The 14,643-nt window shown below is 34.8% G+C and carries 14 protein-coding genes and 2 pseudogenes; 9 read left to right on the forward strand and 7 right to left on the reverse strand.

All coding sequences use genetic code 11. The features are described 5' to 3' along the window. The 7 genes from IPH52_02785 to ccoN are packed head-to-tail and all read right to left on the reverse strand — an operon-like array spanning nucleotide 1 to nucleotide 7,231. Nucleotides 1–2,538, reverse strand: coding sequence for a heavy metal translocating P-type ATPase (locus IPH52_02785; GenBank protein MBK7053968.1), 2,538 nt, complete (start codon nucleotides 2,536–2,538; stop codon nucleotides 1–3). Beyond that, nucleotides 2,535–3,059 carry a FixH family protein gene (locus tag IPH52_02790; protein MBK7053969.1) on the reverse strand — a complete coding sequence of 175 codons (525 nt, stop codon included), beginning with the start codon at nucleotides 3,057–3,059 and terminating at the stop codon, nucleotides 2,535–2,537. The genes IPH52_02785 and IPH52_02790 overlap by 4 nt, the downstream gene beginning before the upstream one ends. Continuing rightward, nucleotides 3,040–4,365 (reverse strand): cytochrome c oxidase accessory protein CcoG, encoded by a 1,326-nt coding sequence (gene ccoG, locus IPH52_02795; GenBank protein MBK7053970.1) that lies wholly within the window; start codon nucleotides 4,363–4,365, stop codon nucleotides 3,040–3,042. The genes IPH52_02790 and ccoG overlap by 20 nt, the downstream gene beginning before the upstream one ends. Before the next feature lie 24 nt (nucleotides 4,366–4,389). Continuing rightward, nucleotides 4,390–4,911, reverse strand: a complete 522-nt coding sequence (locus IPH52_02800) for a c-type cytochrome (GenBank protein MBK7053971.1) — start codon at nucleotides 4,909–4,911, stop codon at nucleotides 4,390–4,392. Nucleotides 4,912–4,913: 2 nt separating this feature from the next. Further along, nucleotides 4,914–5,054, reverse strand: a complete 141-nt coding sequence (locus IPH52_02805; GenBank protein MBK7053972.1) for a cbb3-type cytochrome c oxidase subunit 3 — start codon at nucleotides 5,052–5,054, stop codon at nucleotides 4,914–4,916. A 24-nt stretch (nucleotides 5,055–5,078) separates the two neighbouring features. Continuing rightward, nucleotides 5,079–5,762, reverse strand: coding sequence for a cbb3-type cytochrome c oxidase subunit II (locus IPH52_02810; protein ID MBK7053973.1), 684 nt, complete (start codon nucleotides 5,760–5,762; stop codon nucleotides 5,079–5,081). Nucleotides 5,763–5,773: 11 nt separating this feature from the next. Next, on the reverse strand, nucleotides 5,774–7,231 hold the full coding sequence (gene ccoN, locus IPH52_02815) for a cytochrome-c oxidase, cbb3-type subunit I (protein ID MBK7053974.1): 1,458 nt from the start codon (nucleotides 7,229–7,231) through the stop codon (nucleotides 5,774–5,776). A gap of 373 nt (nucleotides 7,232–7,604) precedes the next feature. On the opposite strand from ccoN, the gene IPH52_02820 reads away from it, so the two are divergent. The 9 genes and pseudogenes from IPH52_02820 to IPH52_02860 all read left to right on the forward strand — a co-directional run bounded on the left by IPH52_02820 (nucleotide 7,605) and on the right by IPH52_02860 (nucleotide 14,635). Beyond that, nucleotides 7,605–8,138 carry a Crp/Fnr family transcriptional regulator gene (locus IPH52_02820; GenBank protein MBK7053975.1) on the forward strand — a complete coding sequence of 178 codons (534 nt, stop codon included), beginning with the start codon at nucleotides 7,605–7,607 and terminating at the stop codon, nucleotides 8,136–8,138. Nucleotides 8,139–8,725: 587 nt separating this feature from the next. Next, complete coding sequence (locus IPH52_02825; protein ID MBK7053976.1) at nucleotides 8,726–8,977, forward strand: hypothetical protein; 252 nt, start codon at nucleotides 8,726–8,728, stop codon at nucleotides 8,975–8,977. After that, on the forward strand, nucleotides 8,974–9,318 hold the full coding sequence (tnpB, locus tag IPH52_02830; GenBank protein ID MBK7053977.1) for an IS66 family insertion sequence element accessory protein TnpB: 345 nt from the start codon (nucleotides 8,974–8,976) through the stop codon (nucleotides 9,316–9,318). The genes IPH52_02825 and tnpB overlap by 4 nt, the downstream gene beginning before the upstream one ends. Before the next feature lie 182 nt (nucleotides 9,319–9,500). Beyond that, nucleotides 9,501–11,014 (forward strand): annotated as a pseudogene (locus tag IPH52_02835) (IS66 family transposase). Nucleotides 11,015–11,366: 352 nt separating this feature from the next. Continuing rightward, nucleotides 11,367–12,122 (forward strand): site-specific DNA-methyltransferase, encoded by a 756-nt coding sequence (locus tag IPH52_02840; protein MBK7053978.1) that lies wholly within the window; start codon nucleotides 11,367–11,369, stop codon nucleotides 12,120–12,122. A gap of 66 nt (nucleotides 12,123–12,188) precedes the next feature. Further along, nucleotides 12,189–12,944 carry a hypothetical protein gene (locus IPH52_02845; GenBank protein MBK7053979.1) on the forward strand — a complete coding sequence of 252 codons (756 nt, stop codon included), beginning with the start codon at nucleotides 12,189–12,191 and terminating at the stop codon, nucleotides 12,942–12,944. 7 nt (nucleotides 12,945–12,951) lie between these two features. Then, nucleotides 12,952–13,719: a restriction endonuclease gene (locus tag IPH52_02850; protein ID MBK7053980.1), complete on the forward strand. Its 768-nt coding sequence runs from the start codon at nucleotides 12,952–12,954 to the stop codon at nucleotides 13,717–13,719. Between the two features lie 376 nt (nucleotides 13,720–14,095). After that, nucleotides 14,096–14,426, forward strand: a pseudogene (locus IPH52_02855) (DUF433 domain-containing protein). Next, entirely contained in the window at nucleotides 14,426–14,635 is a 210-nt protein-coding gene (locus IPH52_02860) for a DUF5615 family PIN-like protein (protein ID MBK7053981.1), read from the forward strand. Before IPH52_02855 ends, IPH52_02860 begins: the two are co-directional and overlap by 1 nt. The last annotated feature ends 8 nt before the right edge of the window (nucleotides 14,636–14,643 follow it).

Genomic DNA, 14,643 nt, shown 5'->3' on the forward strand with positions numbered 1-14,643 from the left:
TTAAACCTTCCTTGCGTATAATTTTAATAGAAAAGAATTTGCCACTACGGTCAAAGAACTGAGTGTCATAAATAGTGCACAATAAACAGGCTGCATGAGACCAAATGCGGCTAAGGGCAACATAATTGAATTGTATAAAAGCGAAATTCCAATGTTTTGTTTTATCGTGCGAGAGGTTAATTTTGCGTAACCAATAGCCAGTCTCACACCTTTAAGATCATTCTTCATTAGAATAATATCAGCCTTGTCAATGGAAATATCCGATGCAAGTTCTAATGATATTCCAACATTAGATTTTGCTAAAATGCCTGCATCATTAATTCCATCTCCTACCATTGCAACAATTTTATTTTCTGCCTGTAGGGTAGTTAAGAAATTTAATTTTTCATCCGGCTTCAATTCCCCTTGAAACTTTTCAATTCCTAATTCATCAGAAATTCGTTTTACATTACTAATTTCATCTCCGGATAATAACTGTATATCCTTAACTATTTTTTTCAGTTTGATAATTTCTTCTTTGACTCCTAAGCGAGGAGTATCATTTAAAAGTAAAAAACCCGTATAATCATTGTCTATACTTATATGAATATAAGTTCCAGATTTATCGTTTTCCCTGGCACTTTCGAGAACTTGTTTGGGAGACTTAGTTTGCGTTGCTATAAAATTGAGATTGCCCAAGCATATACGATAATCTTTATTCTTGTGTTTAATCATCCCAATAATTCCTGAACCTTGAACTTCATTTATTTCTACAACTTGAAACTCTGTCTGTTTCTTAAATGAATCATCGGTTTCATCAAATGCGGTTACTATAGATTTTGCGATAGGATGAATAGACTTCTTTTCTATTGCATAAATTAAATTTTTAGTCAATGCTGAATGCTTAAAAGATTCTTCTGTAACTTTTAAACTTCCTTCGGTCAAAGTTCCTGTCTTATCAAAGATTAAGGTGTCTAACTTCGATAAAGGCTCAATGATATCAAGATTTTTTAAGATGATTCCTTTTTCGGAATTAATAATATTGTTAATTACAAGAGTAGAAGGTATTGCAAGACCTAGAGCGCAAGGACAAGCAACGATTAACACAGATATTGCGCTGATAAGAGAAAATTCAAAGTTAGAGGAATAGAGCATCCAACCAACGAAAGATGCAGAAGAAGTAAATAAGACAACTGAAATAAACTTAGTTGCGATCTTATCAGTCTTTCTTTGGATAGAAGGTTTTTCTAAGAGTGCATCTTCAATCATTCTCTGCAAGACTGAAAGAGTAGAATTCTGACTTGAGTTTAATACTCTCAAATAAATTCCACTTGAAATAGACAATGAGCCTGCAAAAACTCGTTCGCCTTTCATCTTAGTAACCGGTTTTGATTCACCGGTTAAGAAGGATTCGTCTACGTGTGCTTGCTCTGATTCTAGGATTCCATCAACGGAGAGTCGTTCTCCCGCTTTAACTATAATTAAGTCTTCTCTTTTTACTTGGCTAGCAGATACTTTCTTTTCTACACCGTCTTCAATGACTGTGCAAAGTTCAGGAAGTTTACTGAGTAGACTGTTGATTTTCCTATTGGCAATATTTCTAGACACTGCCTCAAGATATTTTCCAATTAGAATAAATAAAAAAATAGTGCAGATAGAATCAAAGTAAACCTCTCCCTTGTCGCTCAAAGTTACATAAACACTATAAAAGTAAGCAAGTGAAATTCCTAGAGTTAAAAGGAAGTCCATATTTAGAGTTTTGTTTTTTAGTCCATAATAGGCACCGCGAAAAAAAGGGACGCCCGAGTATATATACACGGGCGTGGCTAGGAGCCAAGAGTAGAAATGGAATAATCTTTTAAAACCTGAATCAATGCCAGAAAAATATCCAGCATACAATGAAACTGTAAACGCCATAATGCTTCCAAACGAGAAAGCAGCTACAACCATACGAGTTAACAAATCTGTCGCATAATTATTATTTGCCTTTTCCTTTTTCCAAGGGGCATACAGTTTTGGTATATATCCAATGCTTTGAATAATGGAAAAAATTTGAGACAACTTCAATACGGAGTCATCCCAAACGATATGTGCTCTACCTGTAGAAAAATTAATTCGAACCTTTTGAATGCCCTTTGTTTCGGATAATACTTTTTCATTTAACCAAACACAGGCTGAGCAGTGAATGTTGGTTACATTAATATAAACTTCGGAATGGTTTATATCCTTTCCGGTAACAAACTCTGTATATGTAAGTTCGCTATCTAGATTATCAGCCTCTTCCCCTTTATAGGATACGATTGGGTCAAGGTTAGAAGATCCGCGAAGATTATAAAAATAATCTTTCCCCATCGCAGTGATAAGCTCACTTACAGTCTGACAACCTGTGCAGCAAAAATATCTCTGCTCATTGTCAACTGTTGAGGAAACAATTATATTTTTTGGAATTGGATTATGGCAATGATAGCAATGATCTAACTCAACTGCCAAAGATTCTACTTTTTCATTACCAGAGTTGGTATCTGTAGATTTAGAATCTTTCAGCAGGCTTTTTATCATTTAACAAGAACCATATAAGCCTTTTCAAATATTCGTCCTTTAAGGTCAGCGGTTAAAGTAACCTGCCAAGATCCATCAAAGGGAAATTCGAGATTTGCTTTATAAACTCCATCTTTATCAAATATGAGTTCTGTTTTCTCAGTATATTTGTTCGTTGCAGTTCTTTCTCTAGTAAGGAAAAGTTTTGCATCATTAACAGGCGCATCTTTTTGAATGAGCTTTACTTGAACTTCTTGCTTTGCTTTTGTTAGATTTGATCCTGCTTGCAAAAGAATAGATTCAAATCTATAACCCTCTACTTGCAACTGTTTACTCTTTGCAATTTCCTTTTCATAGTCCATCCCTTTTTCGTAATAGTTCTTATCTATCACAGGCTCATGCCCCGCCATGGCAACATTAATGGTATGCCAGGTAGCAATAATCAAAGCTGCAAATGCAAGACCTAAAATAGTAAAAAGGAATCTGACACTATTACCACCTTCAGATGGCTTTGGTTTTTGCTCATTGGATGGTTGGGTCATTAGGTAACCTCAAAGGTAAAGTTTTTGTTATTTTATAAGATGGATTATTTACATCTTCAATATTCATAATAATCTGAAATGTGGAAGAAGGTTTTTCTGCTTTAGGTAAATTTTTAGTTTCAATGAAAATTCTTAGTTGAGCACTACCATTAGCAGGAACATTAACAGTAGCCCCTTCTTTTCCTGTGTGGATAACCGGGTGTAACTTTTCACTGTCAACGATTTCCATTTTTAATTCTCTGTCTTCGTAAGTCATGTTGCGAAGGTTCATATTATAGAAATTACGAACTTGTTGTCCGGGAACAATCATTGGCTCCAAACTTCTTTCAGGAATTACACTTGCATAAATGGGAACTCGATTTTTTAACAATACAGCCGCTGTCGTAAGAGTTGCTGTAATAAGAATTGCATAAATAACTGTGCGGGGTCGAATCCATTTTATCTTTTCATTTTTCTCAATTCTATTCAGAGAATCATAGTTAATAAGTGATTTTTTATTTTCTTTTCCCATTTGGATTGTGCAGGCATCAACGCATTTACCGCAGGCGATACATCCAAGATTCAATCCATCGCGAATATCAATACCAGTAGGACAAACCACAAGGCACATATTACATGCCGTGCAATCTCCAATTTTTTCTTTTTTATTTCTACGAGGCTCTCCTCGTTTAAAATCATATGTTATATTATAAGAATGCCCATCCATCATTACAGTTTGAAATCTAGCATACGGACATGCATATTTACAAAACTGCTCTCTCACTACGGTCATATCAATGTATAACGCCATAGCGAAAAATGTCCAAAAGTATGGAAAACTTTTGTCCTTTAAATCAAAATTCATTAATTGAGTAATCATTTCAACGGGATCATTGAAATAAGCTACTATATGAAAGGCAGCAAAGAAAGAGAAAACAATCCAAGCAAAGTATAATAGAAACTTTCCTATTGGACTAGCATCTTTCTTGCCGTATTTGCTTCCTAAAATAAATCGACCGATTATATCAAAAAAATCGGTAAAAACGGTCTGCGGGCAAGCCCAACCACACCATACTCTTCCTATAAGGGAAGTAAAGAAGAAGAGTGACAGACCTGCTGTGATTAAAAACAAGTGCAAGAAAATTCCTTCTTGAGGGATAAAAATACCACCCAGAAGGTGAAATTTTCTTGCTGGAATATCCAGACGCATTAAGGGCTTACCCGCCCAAGAGAGCCAAGGAATGACGATATAAATCAAACCTAAGATCGCTTCTACTACATACCTCTTATTTCTAATTGCCCCTGTAATATGTCTGGAGATTACCATTTGTTTGTTCCTTAATTTTTACTTCTACTTCTTTAAATCCGGATTGATGCTAGCAAGCCAAGCTAAGACTTGATAGACTCTTTCCGAGCCAAGAGATGCTTTGTGTGGAGGCATTGGTCCTCTACCTGTTTTTGTTTTCTCAGCAGGAATGCCTTCCATAACAAGCGCATAGATCACAGCATCGTTATTGCCGTGAATCCATTCATTGTCTGTAAGGTTTGGTCCAACTAATCCTTTTGCTTCTGGTCCATGACAAGCAGCACAAATGCTTTGGAAGTTTTTCTTTCCTTCTTCAATTGCATCTACCTTATCTCGGAGTGGATTAGATCCATCTGCACTCACAAGCACTTTTGCTTCAGGAAATTTAGTTTCATGCTCAGCAACTTCCTTTCTGAAATTATCTTCCATTTTCCAATCTGAAAACCAATGAAAGTAAATGGGGTAAACTATTGCAAAAATAATTGCAAGTCCGAAAAAAAGTTTCCACCATTCTGGCATCGGATTATCCGCTTGTTGGATACCATCAAATTCTTTATTATGATCCATATCTAGTCCTCATCTAACATTCTATATTTTGGAGTTTCTACCAATTCTCTTCTCTTCTTACTATACAAGTAATACGTAATATAGCAAACTGCCACTATCATGACGGGAAGCCTAAGAGCTTTATAAATCATGAGCGCACTCATTACTTGATCTTCCATAGTAGGTTCCTATTTAACGCTTTCCTGCAAGTTTGCAGTATCACGTCCGAGTTTTAAAAGGTAAGCGATTAAAGCATCCCCTTTCGTTTTTCCCGCTACCAAGGATTCAACTGAATCATAGTCAGCTTGGGAATAAGGAACCCCAACTTTTGCAAGACCTTGCATATGGCTTCTAATAGAATCAGGGTTAATTGTAGCATCTGCATCAAACAACCATTCATAAGAAGGCATGATAGAACCAGGAGAAGTCTCACGTGGGTTAATCAAGTGACGCTTATGCCATTCTACAGAGTCTTGAATTTGGGATTCATGCGCTAAATCTGGACCTGTTCTTTTGGATCCCCAAAGGAAAGGGTGATCATATACATACTCTCCACCTTTAGAATATCCATCTTTGCCATAAACTTTCTTAGGATCAAAACGATCTACTTCCCATTTAAAGGGACGAATCATTTGAGTATGACAGTTGTTGCATCCTTCCGCTTGATAAATGTCCCTTCCCGCCAATTCAATTGCAGTGTAAGGCTTTACAGCAGAAATAGGAACAACGGTTTGTGTTAAAAAGAAAGGAGGAACTAATTCAAATAAACCACCGATTAAAACGGCAATGGTTGCGTAGATTGTGAACTTTATTCCATTCAAATCCCATTCTTCTGAAATATCAGAAAACCAATCAAAAAATTTTTGCATCATGATAAACCTCCTTAACCTTTCACTCTTAGGTCTACTTCTTTGAATCCGCTACCTGCAGTTCCAATTGTCTTGACCAAGTTATATACCTGAATAATGAATCCCACTAAAAAGAGCAATCCACCAACGGCACGCATAAGTCTATACGGTTTTAATAAAGCAGTGATTTCTACCCAGTTTGGATATTGTAAAAATCCTTTATCGGTAACTGCACGCCACATAACCCCTTCCGTAATACCAGATACCCACATTGAAACGATATAAAGTAGAATACCAATTGTCCCTAACCAGAAGTGAGTATTCGCCAATTTTTCAGAATATAGATTTGTGTTCCACATTCTAGGAACTAGGTAATAAAAAGCCGCCATTGACATAAATCCTACCCAACCTAGAGTTCCACTGTGAACGTGTCCAACAATCCAATCTGTATTATGACCAAGTGCACTAACTGCACGAATAGAAAGAAGCGGTCCTTCAAAAGTGGACATACCATAAAAGGTAATTCCCACAAGCATCATTTTCAGAGTAGCATCTGTTTTGATTTTTTCTTTCGCCGCCGTCAGCGTCAAGAATCCGTTCAACATACCACCCCAAGAAGGCATCCAGAGCATTATACTAAATACCATACCTGTGGTCTGTAACCAGTCTGGTAAAGGAGAAAAAAGTAGATGATGCGGACCTGCCCATATATACAAGAATATTAAACTCCAAAAGTGAATAATGGAAAGTTTGTGACTGTAAATTGGTTGTTTGATGTGCTTAGGAAAATAGTAATACATCAAACCTAAGAATGGAGTTGTGAGAACGAACGCAACCGCATTGTGCCCATACCACCATTGAATGTTTGCATCAAATACCCCAGAAAAGACAGAATAAGATTTAAATAATCCCACTGGAATAGCCAGATTGTTCACGATGAAAAGAATTGGAACAGTCACGAAAGATGCAATATAGAACCAAATGGCAACGTAGAGTTGTTTTTCTTCGCGCTTAATAATTGTCATCAGGTAGTTTACAAAGAAAATTACATACCAAATTACAATTAATAAGTCCAAAGGCCATTCTAATTCAGCATACTCTTTTGCTTGACTTAAACCCAATGGCAGTGTAATCGCTGCACCAAGTATAGTTAAGTTATATAGAAAAAGATGAACCATAGCGAGTTTATCACTCCAGATTCTAATTCTTAGAAGCCTTTGGGCTGAATGGTAACCGGTGGCAAAAATTGCACTCAAAGCAAATCCAAAAATTGCCGCATTTGTATGCAATGGACGTAATCGTCCAAAGCTAAAATATTGCAGATAGTTCAACTGCGGAAAAACCAATTGAAAAGCAACAATCACACCGATTAGCATGGCGGCAATACCCCATACAAAGGCGGAAATGATAAAAGCTTTTACAATGAAATCATTGTATTTTGTATCAGAGCTGTTCGAAGTAACGTTCGAACCAGGTGATGAGTTTGTATTCATATATATATCCTTCTCCTTGCTTACCGAATTATTCTCTCATCGAAAAGAATCAAAGTGATTTTATAAGTTTTGCTTTCAAACTAATATGATATTTGTCATATGGTAAAAATAGGTATTGCTAATAAGAATTGTAAGGTGACAAAGTATAGATAAATAAAGAAAATGGCTGTCCTTGTTCAACACTTATCAGCCATTTCAGCAGGATTAGGATGGAAGACAAGATTAAATGTGTAAATTGTTCGAGTAGAGAGCATGGAGTTTTCAAATGTGTCGGCTCTGAAACTTTGGATGAAATTTCTGGAAATAAATCATTTTTTCATTACAAAAAAAAAGATGTAATTTTTAAGGAAAGCGAAAAGATCATGGGTTTCTATTGCATAAAAGTGGACTAGTCAGAACCTATAAGACTTCCGGAGCAGGCAAAGAGCAAACTTTTCAAATTGCGGGCAAAGGTAAATGGCTTGGATTTCGAGATATTATCTCAGGTGAAGAATCAAATCACTCATCCGTTTGCCTAGAAGACGTAGAAGTATGCTACATTCCCAAAGAAACGATTACAAGATTAATCAAGACAGATGAAAAATTTCAAATTGAAGTAATGAAATATCTAGCCGAAGAGTGGAAAGAAATGGAAAACCATGTTCACTCTATGGGCACAAAACAAATCCACAGCAGACTCGCTGAACTACTAATTACTTTTCACGGAGCTGCAGGTAGCGACGACCCCGAATTAAATATCAACGTAACCCGTGAAGTAATGGCTACCTGCATCGGAACAACAACAGAAACCTTAATTAGAGCCTTAGCAGATTTCAAAGATAGAAATTGGATAAAAATAGAAAAAAATAAAATCGAGCTTCTTAATTTAAAAGCTTTGTATAACCTTTCGGAAGCTTCGGCGGTGTAAGAGCGTTTGGCTTTAAATCAGATTCACTAGGACCATCTTGTGTGTGCAGTTTTTCATTTTGCTTTCTCTCTGGATTTGGCTCTTTCGATGGATAAACATCAGTATCCTGTGTTTTTAATAATTGATATCCGAGCGCTTAAACCTATCAGCCTGCCCTTGCTTGAATCATTTTTGCATCTTCTGAGCATAAACATAAATCTTTTAAATTTATTAACTCACCTTACGCAAGGTGAGTGCCAGCGTTCCCAGCGCTGAGGGTGGGGTTTACACCTAACGGTGGGTTCGTCCCCCCATCGCTTTTTATTTCGAAAATACATAAATTCAACGTAATGAAATATTTCTTCTAATTTATCATCTGTTAGTTTTTCTAAATAGAAAGATGTTTTCTCTAAAAGTTCTTGTTTGCTCATTTCAGACCTCAACCAATCTCAGTATTATTATAAATTCGTTTAAAAGTAATTCGCAAGTCTTTTAATCTGTAATAAGAATTACCTGCGGATACACCTAAGTTACTCTTTCCTCTTCTATTAGTATCCGCTAATTTAACCCCACCTTCCAAAAGTATTAGAATATGCTAAAGTGTAAGGATGGAAAATAAAAAAACAAAAGATGAACACATGGCTGATTGTGCAATTAGCGGGCTAAGCAAGGCTGAGTATTGCAGACAGAATGGAATACGTTACCAAACCTTTATGAATTGGCAACAGAGGACAAGTGAAAGAAGTATAGACTGGAATCCAATTCAAATACAAGAAGAGGAAGGGGAAATTGGAAACTATTTTGAATTACGGATTTTAGAGAATTGGGAATTCGAAATCAGTTTGAGGATACGATTATGATATTAACAAATCCCTTTCAATTCAAAATTTGTCTTTACCCGCAGTATATTGACATGAGGAAATCATGGAATGGGCTAATTGGTCTTGTTCAAAATGGAATGAATTTGGATCCGTTTGAAAAGAATTTATTTGTATTCTGTGGTCGTTCACAGAGGTTAATTAAAATAATCTACTGGGATGGAAATGGTTTTTGTATGTGGATGAAGCGACTTGAGAAAGGCAACTTTCCATTTAACCCTAATAAAAATATAAATATTACGAAGAAAGAGTTAATCTGGTTACTTTCCGGTATTGACACAAGGAAAAAACACAAAGCGATAATTTTTTCTAATTCAAAATAAAAAATGCTGTACAAATTCAGGCAGAATGCAAATTAAAAATTGTGAATCTGCCTGAAAATCTTCCCGCTGATATTGAATTTTTACAACAATACATTCGTTCTCTGGCAAACAAGCATAATGCGCTTGAGGAGACAAATGCAAATCTAGTTAAAGAAAATACTTCTCTCACACAGGATAAACAATCATTAACAAAAGAGAATGAGATTAAGCAAAATAAGATTTTAAAGTTAGAGTTACAAATATTTAACTTTGAAAGAAAAATCTTTGGAAGAAATTCAGAGAAAATTGATCCGAGTGAATTGTATTTTGGGTTTCTATTTAATGAAGCAGAAAAAGGAATCAATGATGAAGAAAAAATCTTTGATGGTCATAGTGAAACGATTCATGTAAAATCATTTGCAAGAAAGAAAGTGGGCAGAAAGCCATTACCTGAACACCTTCCGAAAGAAGAAATCATTCATGATATTCCTGAGTCAGAAAAAATTTGTAATTGTGGTCTTGAGCTGAAAAGAATCGGAGAAGAAGTTTCTGATAAACTTGGATACATTCCTGCAAAAATTTATATTGAAAGACATATTCGTTTTAAATATGCCTGCAAACATTGCGAAGGTGATGAAAGAAATGAAGTGGGTAAAATTGTAGTAACCGCAGAAATGCCTCCGCAGATTTTACCTAAGAGCCATTTAACTCCTGAATTACTCACATACATTTTAATCAGTAAATTCCTTGACCATATTCCTTTTTACAGAATGGAAAGTATATTTCTTCGACATAAGTTGGAGATAACAAGAGCTACCCTCTGCAATTGGACGATAGGAGTTTACGAGCGGTATCAACATTTATTTTCCTTTTACAAAAATATACTCTTGAGCGGAAGGCTTTTGGGAATTGATGAGACTCGTTTACAAGTTCATAAAGAAGAAGGTCGAAGTGATACCACAGATTCATATATGTGGCTAATTCGTGGTGGAACTTTTGAACGACCAGTTCTCTTGTATATGTATCGTGAGACTCGAAGTGCGGAATTTCTGAAGAGATATTTGAAAGGGTATAATGGAATTATCCAGACAGATGGATTCGGAAGTTACGATGCACATTTTCGGGATAATGAATATATACTCCATGCAGGTTGTATGGCTCATGCAAGAAGAGAGTTTGAGAAAATCTGGAAGGCAAATAAAATCCAATTGCTAGAAATATTCTCAATCAAATTCTAAAGCTTTACAAAGTAGAAGAGGAAATGAGAACTTTAGGCCTATTTCAAAAGGAGATGTTTTCTGAAATTGTTCGTATCAGACAAGAGAAAGCCAAACCGATATTAGACGCTCTCTACCTTCACCTACAAGACCTCACTACAAAACCAGAAGGGACTCTTGATCTTGGAAAAGCAATACGATATTCAATCGGTCAATGGGACAAACTCGTATTATACTTATCTCATGGCGAAGTTTACATTGACAATAATCTAGTCGAGAATGCGATCCGTCCCTTTGTTCTAGGAAGAAAGAATTGGCTCTTTTCTGGTTCACCTGTTGGTGCTTTTGCAAGTGCATTCTGGTATTCGCTTCTTCAAACTGCTAAGGCTAATGGTAAAGATACTTACAAATTTCTTCTACAATTTTTAAAAGGATTACCGTTTTGCCAAACACCACAAGATTGCGAAAAACTTTTTAATGATTCAATAGGGTGGGGTTAATTTAGCGGATAGCGGATACAAAGTGTTTCTAATCTTCTATATCTGTTTCTGTCCAAGTAGAAACTTTTTGAATTCTTTCAAAGTAAACATATTTTATTTCAGGCCTTTATTTCTCTATTTTTCATAGCTGCTTTACTCAATTCTTGCACCTTGGTATATTTGAAATCATCTTCATTGACACGGGAGGAGAAGATTTGTTTTGCGCGAGATTTTTATTACTTGTAAAACTCTATTTCAAAGCTACCTCGGTCAAAATTTTTATTAACTACTCATTTTTTTTAAGTAAAATCATAGAAAGTAGTTTACTTTTTTACTATGATCTTTTGATCTGATCGATCCTAGAGGTTCGAGAATGATTGAAGTAAACAAACTTTATAACTGCGAATGGCAGGATCTAATCCTGAGTATCCCCGATAACTCCATTGACCTAGTTTTGACTGACCCACCATACCAGAGTTTAAGGAAGTGGGAAGAGTTAAAGATGAATAATAGAATGGGACTCGGGCAGAAGGGAACTAGAACGCATAATCCCGATAAGTTCTTTGATACTATTTACAATTCAGAATTACCAAATTTATTAAAACAAATCTATCGCGTATTAAAGCCCGAGCGACATGCTTATATTATGTGTGACTTTGAAACTTTGTTTTTATTACATCGCTCCATTGTTGATGAAAGAATTTTTCCTCCTGTCGGTTATGGAGGAAAGATGTTAGCCTGTAAGCCGCTCATCTGGGATAAGATTCGACCTGGTATGGGATATACCTATCGTGCAACCTATGAAATTATTTTAATGCTTTGGAAAGGCAAGAAACGACAATTGAATGATTATGGAATCCAAGACATTCTTCGTTTTAAAAGAATTCCTCCAACAAAATCAATCGTGCCAACTCAAAAGCCAGTTGAGTTATTTGAAGTATTAGTGAAACAATCCACAAAAGAAAATGAATTAGTTTTAGATTCTTTTATGGGTTCAGGCACTACGGCTATTGCTTCGATAAAAAATAATCGATGCTGGATTGGAAGTGAAAAGAGTGAGTCTAATTTTAAAAAAGCAATCAAACGAATCAAGGATGAAACAGGAATGAAAGATTTGTTTGGTGCCTGATTTTTATTGCTTGTAAAACTTAATTTCTAAACTCATTTAGTAAAAGCACTCGGTAACTGGAGAATCATGAAACAACACGAAGCAGTCATTATTGCATTGGAAAACTTAGGCGGAATTGCAACCTTAGGTGATTTGAATTTGGAAACTATGAAGATTAAAGAGTGTGAATGGAAAACAAAAACTCCATTTGCCAGTATCCGCAGAATTGTTCAGATGAATGAAGAAATTTACAAAATAAAACCAGGACTTTATTCCTTAAAAAAATACCAAAAGAAAAATGAGGCTAATGGTATATTAGTCGAAACTACAAAAAACAAAAATTCTGAAGCAGTAAAAAGTTTCAACCATTCCTATTATCAAGGTATGCTTACCATCATTGGAAATCTAAAGAAATTTAAAACCTATTTACCGAATCAGGATAAGAATAAAAAATTTATCGAAAAGAGTTTAGATGAACTAAGAACTATAAAGGAAATTCCTCATTTTACTTATCAGAAATTAATTCAAAGAAGTTCGACTATCGATGTAATTTGGTTTAGTTCAAGACTAATGGACGAAAATCTCCTAATGCCTACAAGCTTTTTTGAAGTTGAACATTCTACTGATATCCAAAACTCTCTTTTAAAATTTAATGACTTACAAGACTTTGCCGCTCGTATGATAATAGTAGCAGATGAAACTAGAAAGAGAGAGTTTGAAACCAAAATAAAATCAAGTGCGTTCAATGAAATTAGAAATAAAATAGAATTTCTAGAATACGAGGCATTAACGAAAATGTATGAGTATACTTTAGAAGAGCAGGTTTTTAAGACTAAGCTTTAAGAATAATATGAATTTAAAATTTAATAAAGAATTGGCAAAAGGTTATGCAAGCAATACTCAAATCGCTAGAGTATTAACGGAAGGCTGGGTTCGAAATAATATTTATTGTCCTTCGTGCGGAAATAATAATTTAAATAATTTTGAAAACAATAACCCTGTTGGGGACTTCTTTTGTGATTCATGCAAATCGGAATACGAGTTAAAAAGCAAACGAGATTCTTTCACCTTAAAAATAGTTGATGGTGCTTATGAAACTATGATCGAAAGAATTAATTCGAACAATAACCCGCATTTTTTCTTCTTAAACTATTCATTCAAAGAATTAGAAGTTCAAAATTTTCTAGTGATTCCTAAACATTATTTTGTAAAAAACATAATTCAAAAAAGAAAACCGTTAAGTAGCAAAGCAAAAAGAGCTGGTTGGATTGGCTGCAATATAGTTCTTCAAAGTATACCATCTATCGGTAGAATTTTTCTAGTGAAGAACGGTATAGTCGAAAATCGAAAAAATGTGATTGAAACTTGGAACAAAACGGCTTTTCTCGGAAAACAAAAACAAGATAGTAGAGGATGGACAATTGAAATATTAAATTTAATTGAAACTATCAGCGAGAATCAATTCACATTACAGCAAATGTATTCTTTCGAAAGCTTCTTAAAAAATAAATTCCCAAATAACAATTTTATAAAAGATAAAATTCGACAACAACTACAAGTATTACGTGACAATGGTTTACTTGAATTTAAAGAAAATGGATTGTATAGAAAAATCTAATGTTTCTTTACAAACAAAACACTTTTTTAACTTTGAACCTACACATCTAAAAACATCTGTGTTCATCTTTTAAAATCAACGACTTACAAGACTTTGCTGCTCGGATGATTATAGTTGCAGATAAAAATAGAAAAAGGGAATTTGATAGTAAAATAAAATATACTTCATTCGAAACTATTAGCAGTAGAGTAGAATTTCTTGATTATGAATCCTTAAATAAAATGTATGAATATACATTACAGGAGCAGTTTTTTAAAACTAGGTTGTAAATTTATTAGGAAAATAATTATGGATTTGATTGAAATCGAGTAATTTTTATTTCTTGCACAACATAGCTATCAATTTTAGAATTGAATGTAGAGGATAGAATAAGGATATGAAACAGAATCTTTTAGAACCAATGCTCGAATCACTTACTAGAGATGAGAAAGTGCAATTGCTACAACTTATTTTAAAAGATGTAGGAAATAATACTTCCGGAATTGAAAGTCAGCAAGGAAGGAGTATGCGGGGGGAGTGCCTGTATTATCCACACTCGAATTCCTGTATGGCTATTGGTTCATCAAAGAGAGCAGGGTTCAAGTGAAGCTGATATATTGATTTACTATCCGACGCTTCGTGCAGAAGATTTAGTGAATGCATGGAGCTATTATCGTTCCCATAAACAAGAAATCTTAGAAGAGATTAAGGAAAATCAAGACGCATAATGGCTAACTTTTATTCTAATGAAAATTTTCCAATTCCTATTATTCTTGAATTAAGAAAACTTGGACATGATATTCTAACCATTCAAGAAACAGGTAAAAGTGGAATTGCTTTTCCCGATGAAGAAGTTCTTGCGGAGCGTTCGATTTTTAAATATTCATCTACTGTAATAAATGCCTTTTTCTCAGCTTCCATTCAAGTAAATAAGTAGAAAAATTT

The sequence above is a fragment of the Leptospiraceae bacterium genome (assembly GCA_016708435.1).
Classification (GTDB): domain Bacteria; phylum Spirochaetota; class Leptospiria; order Leptospirales; family Leptospiraceae; genus UBA2033.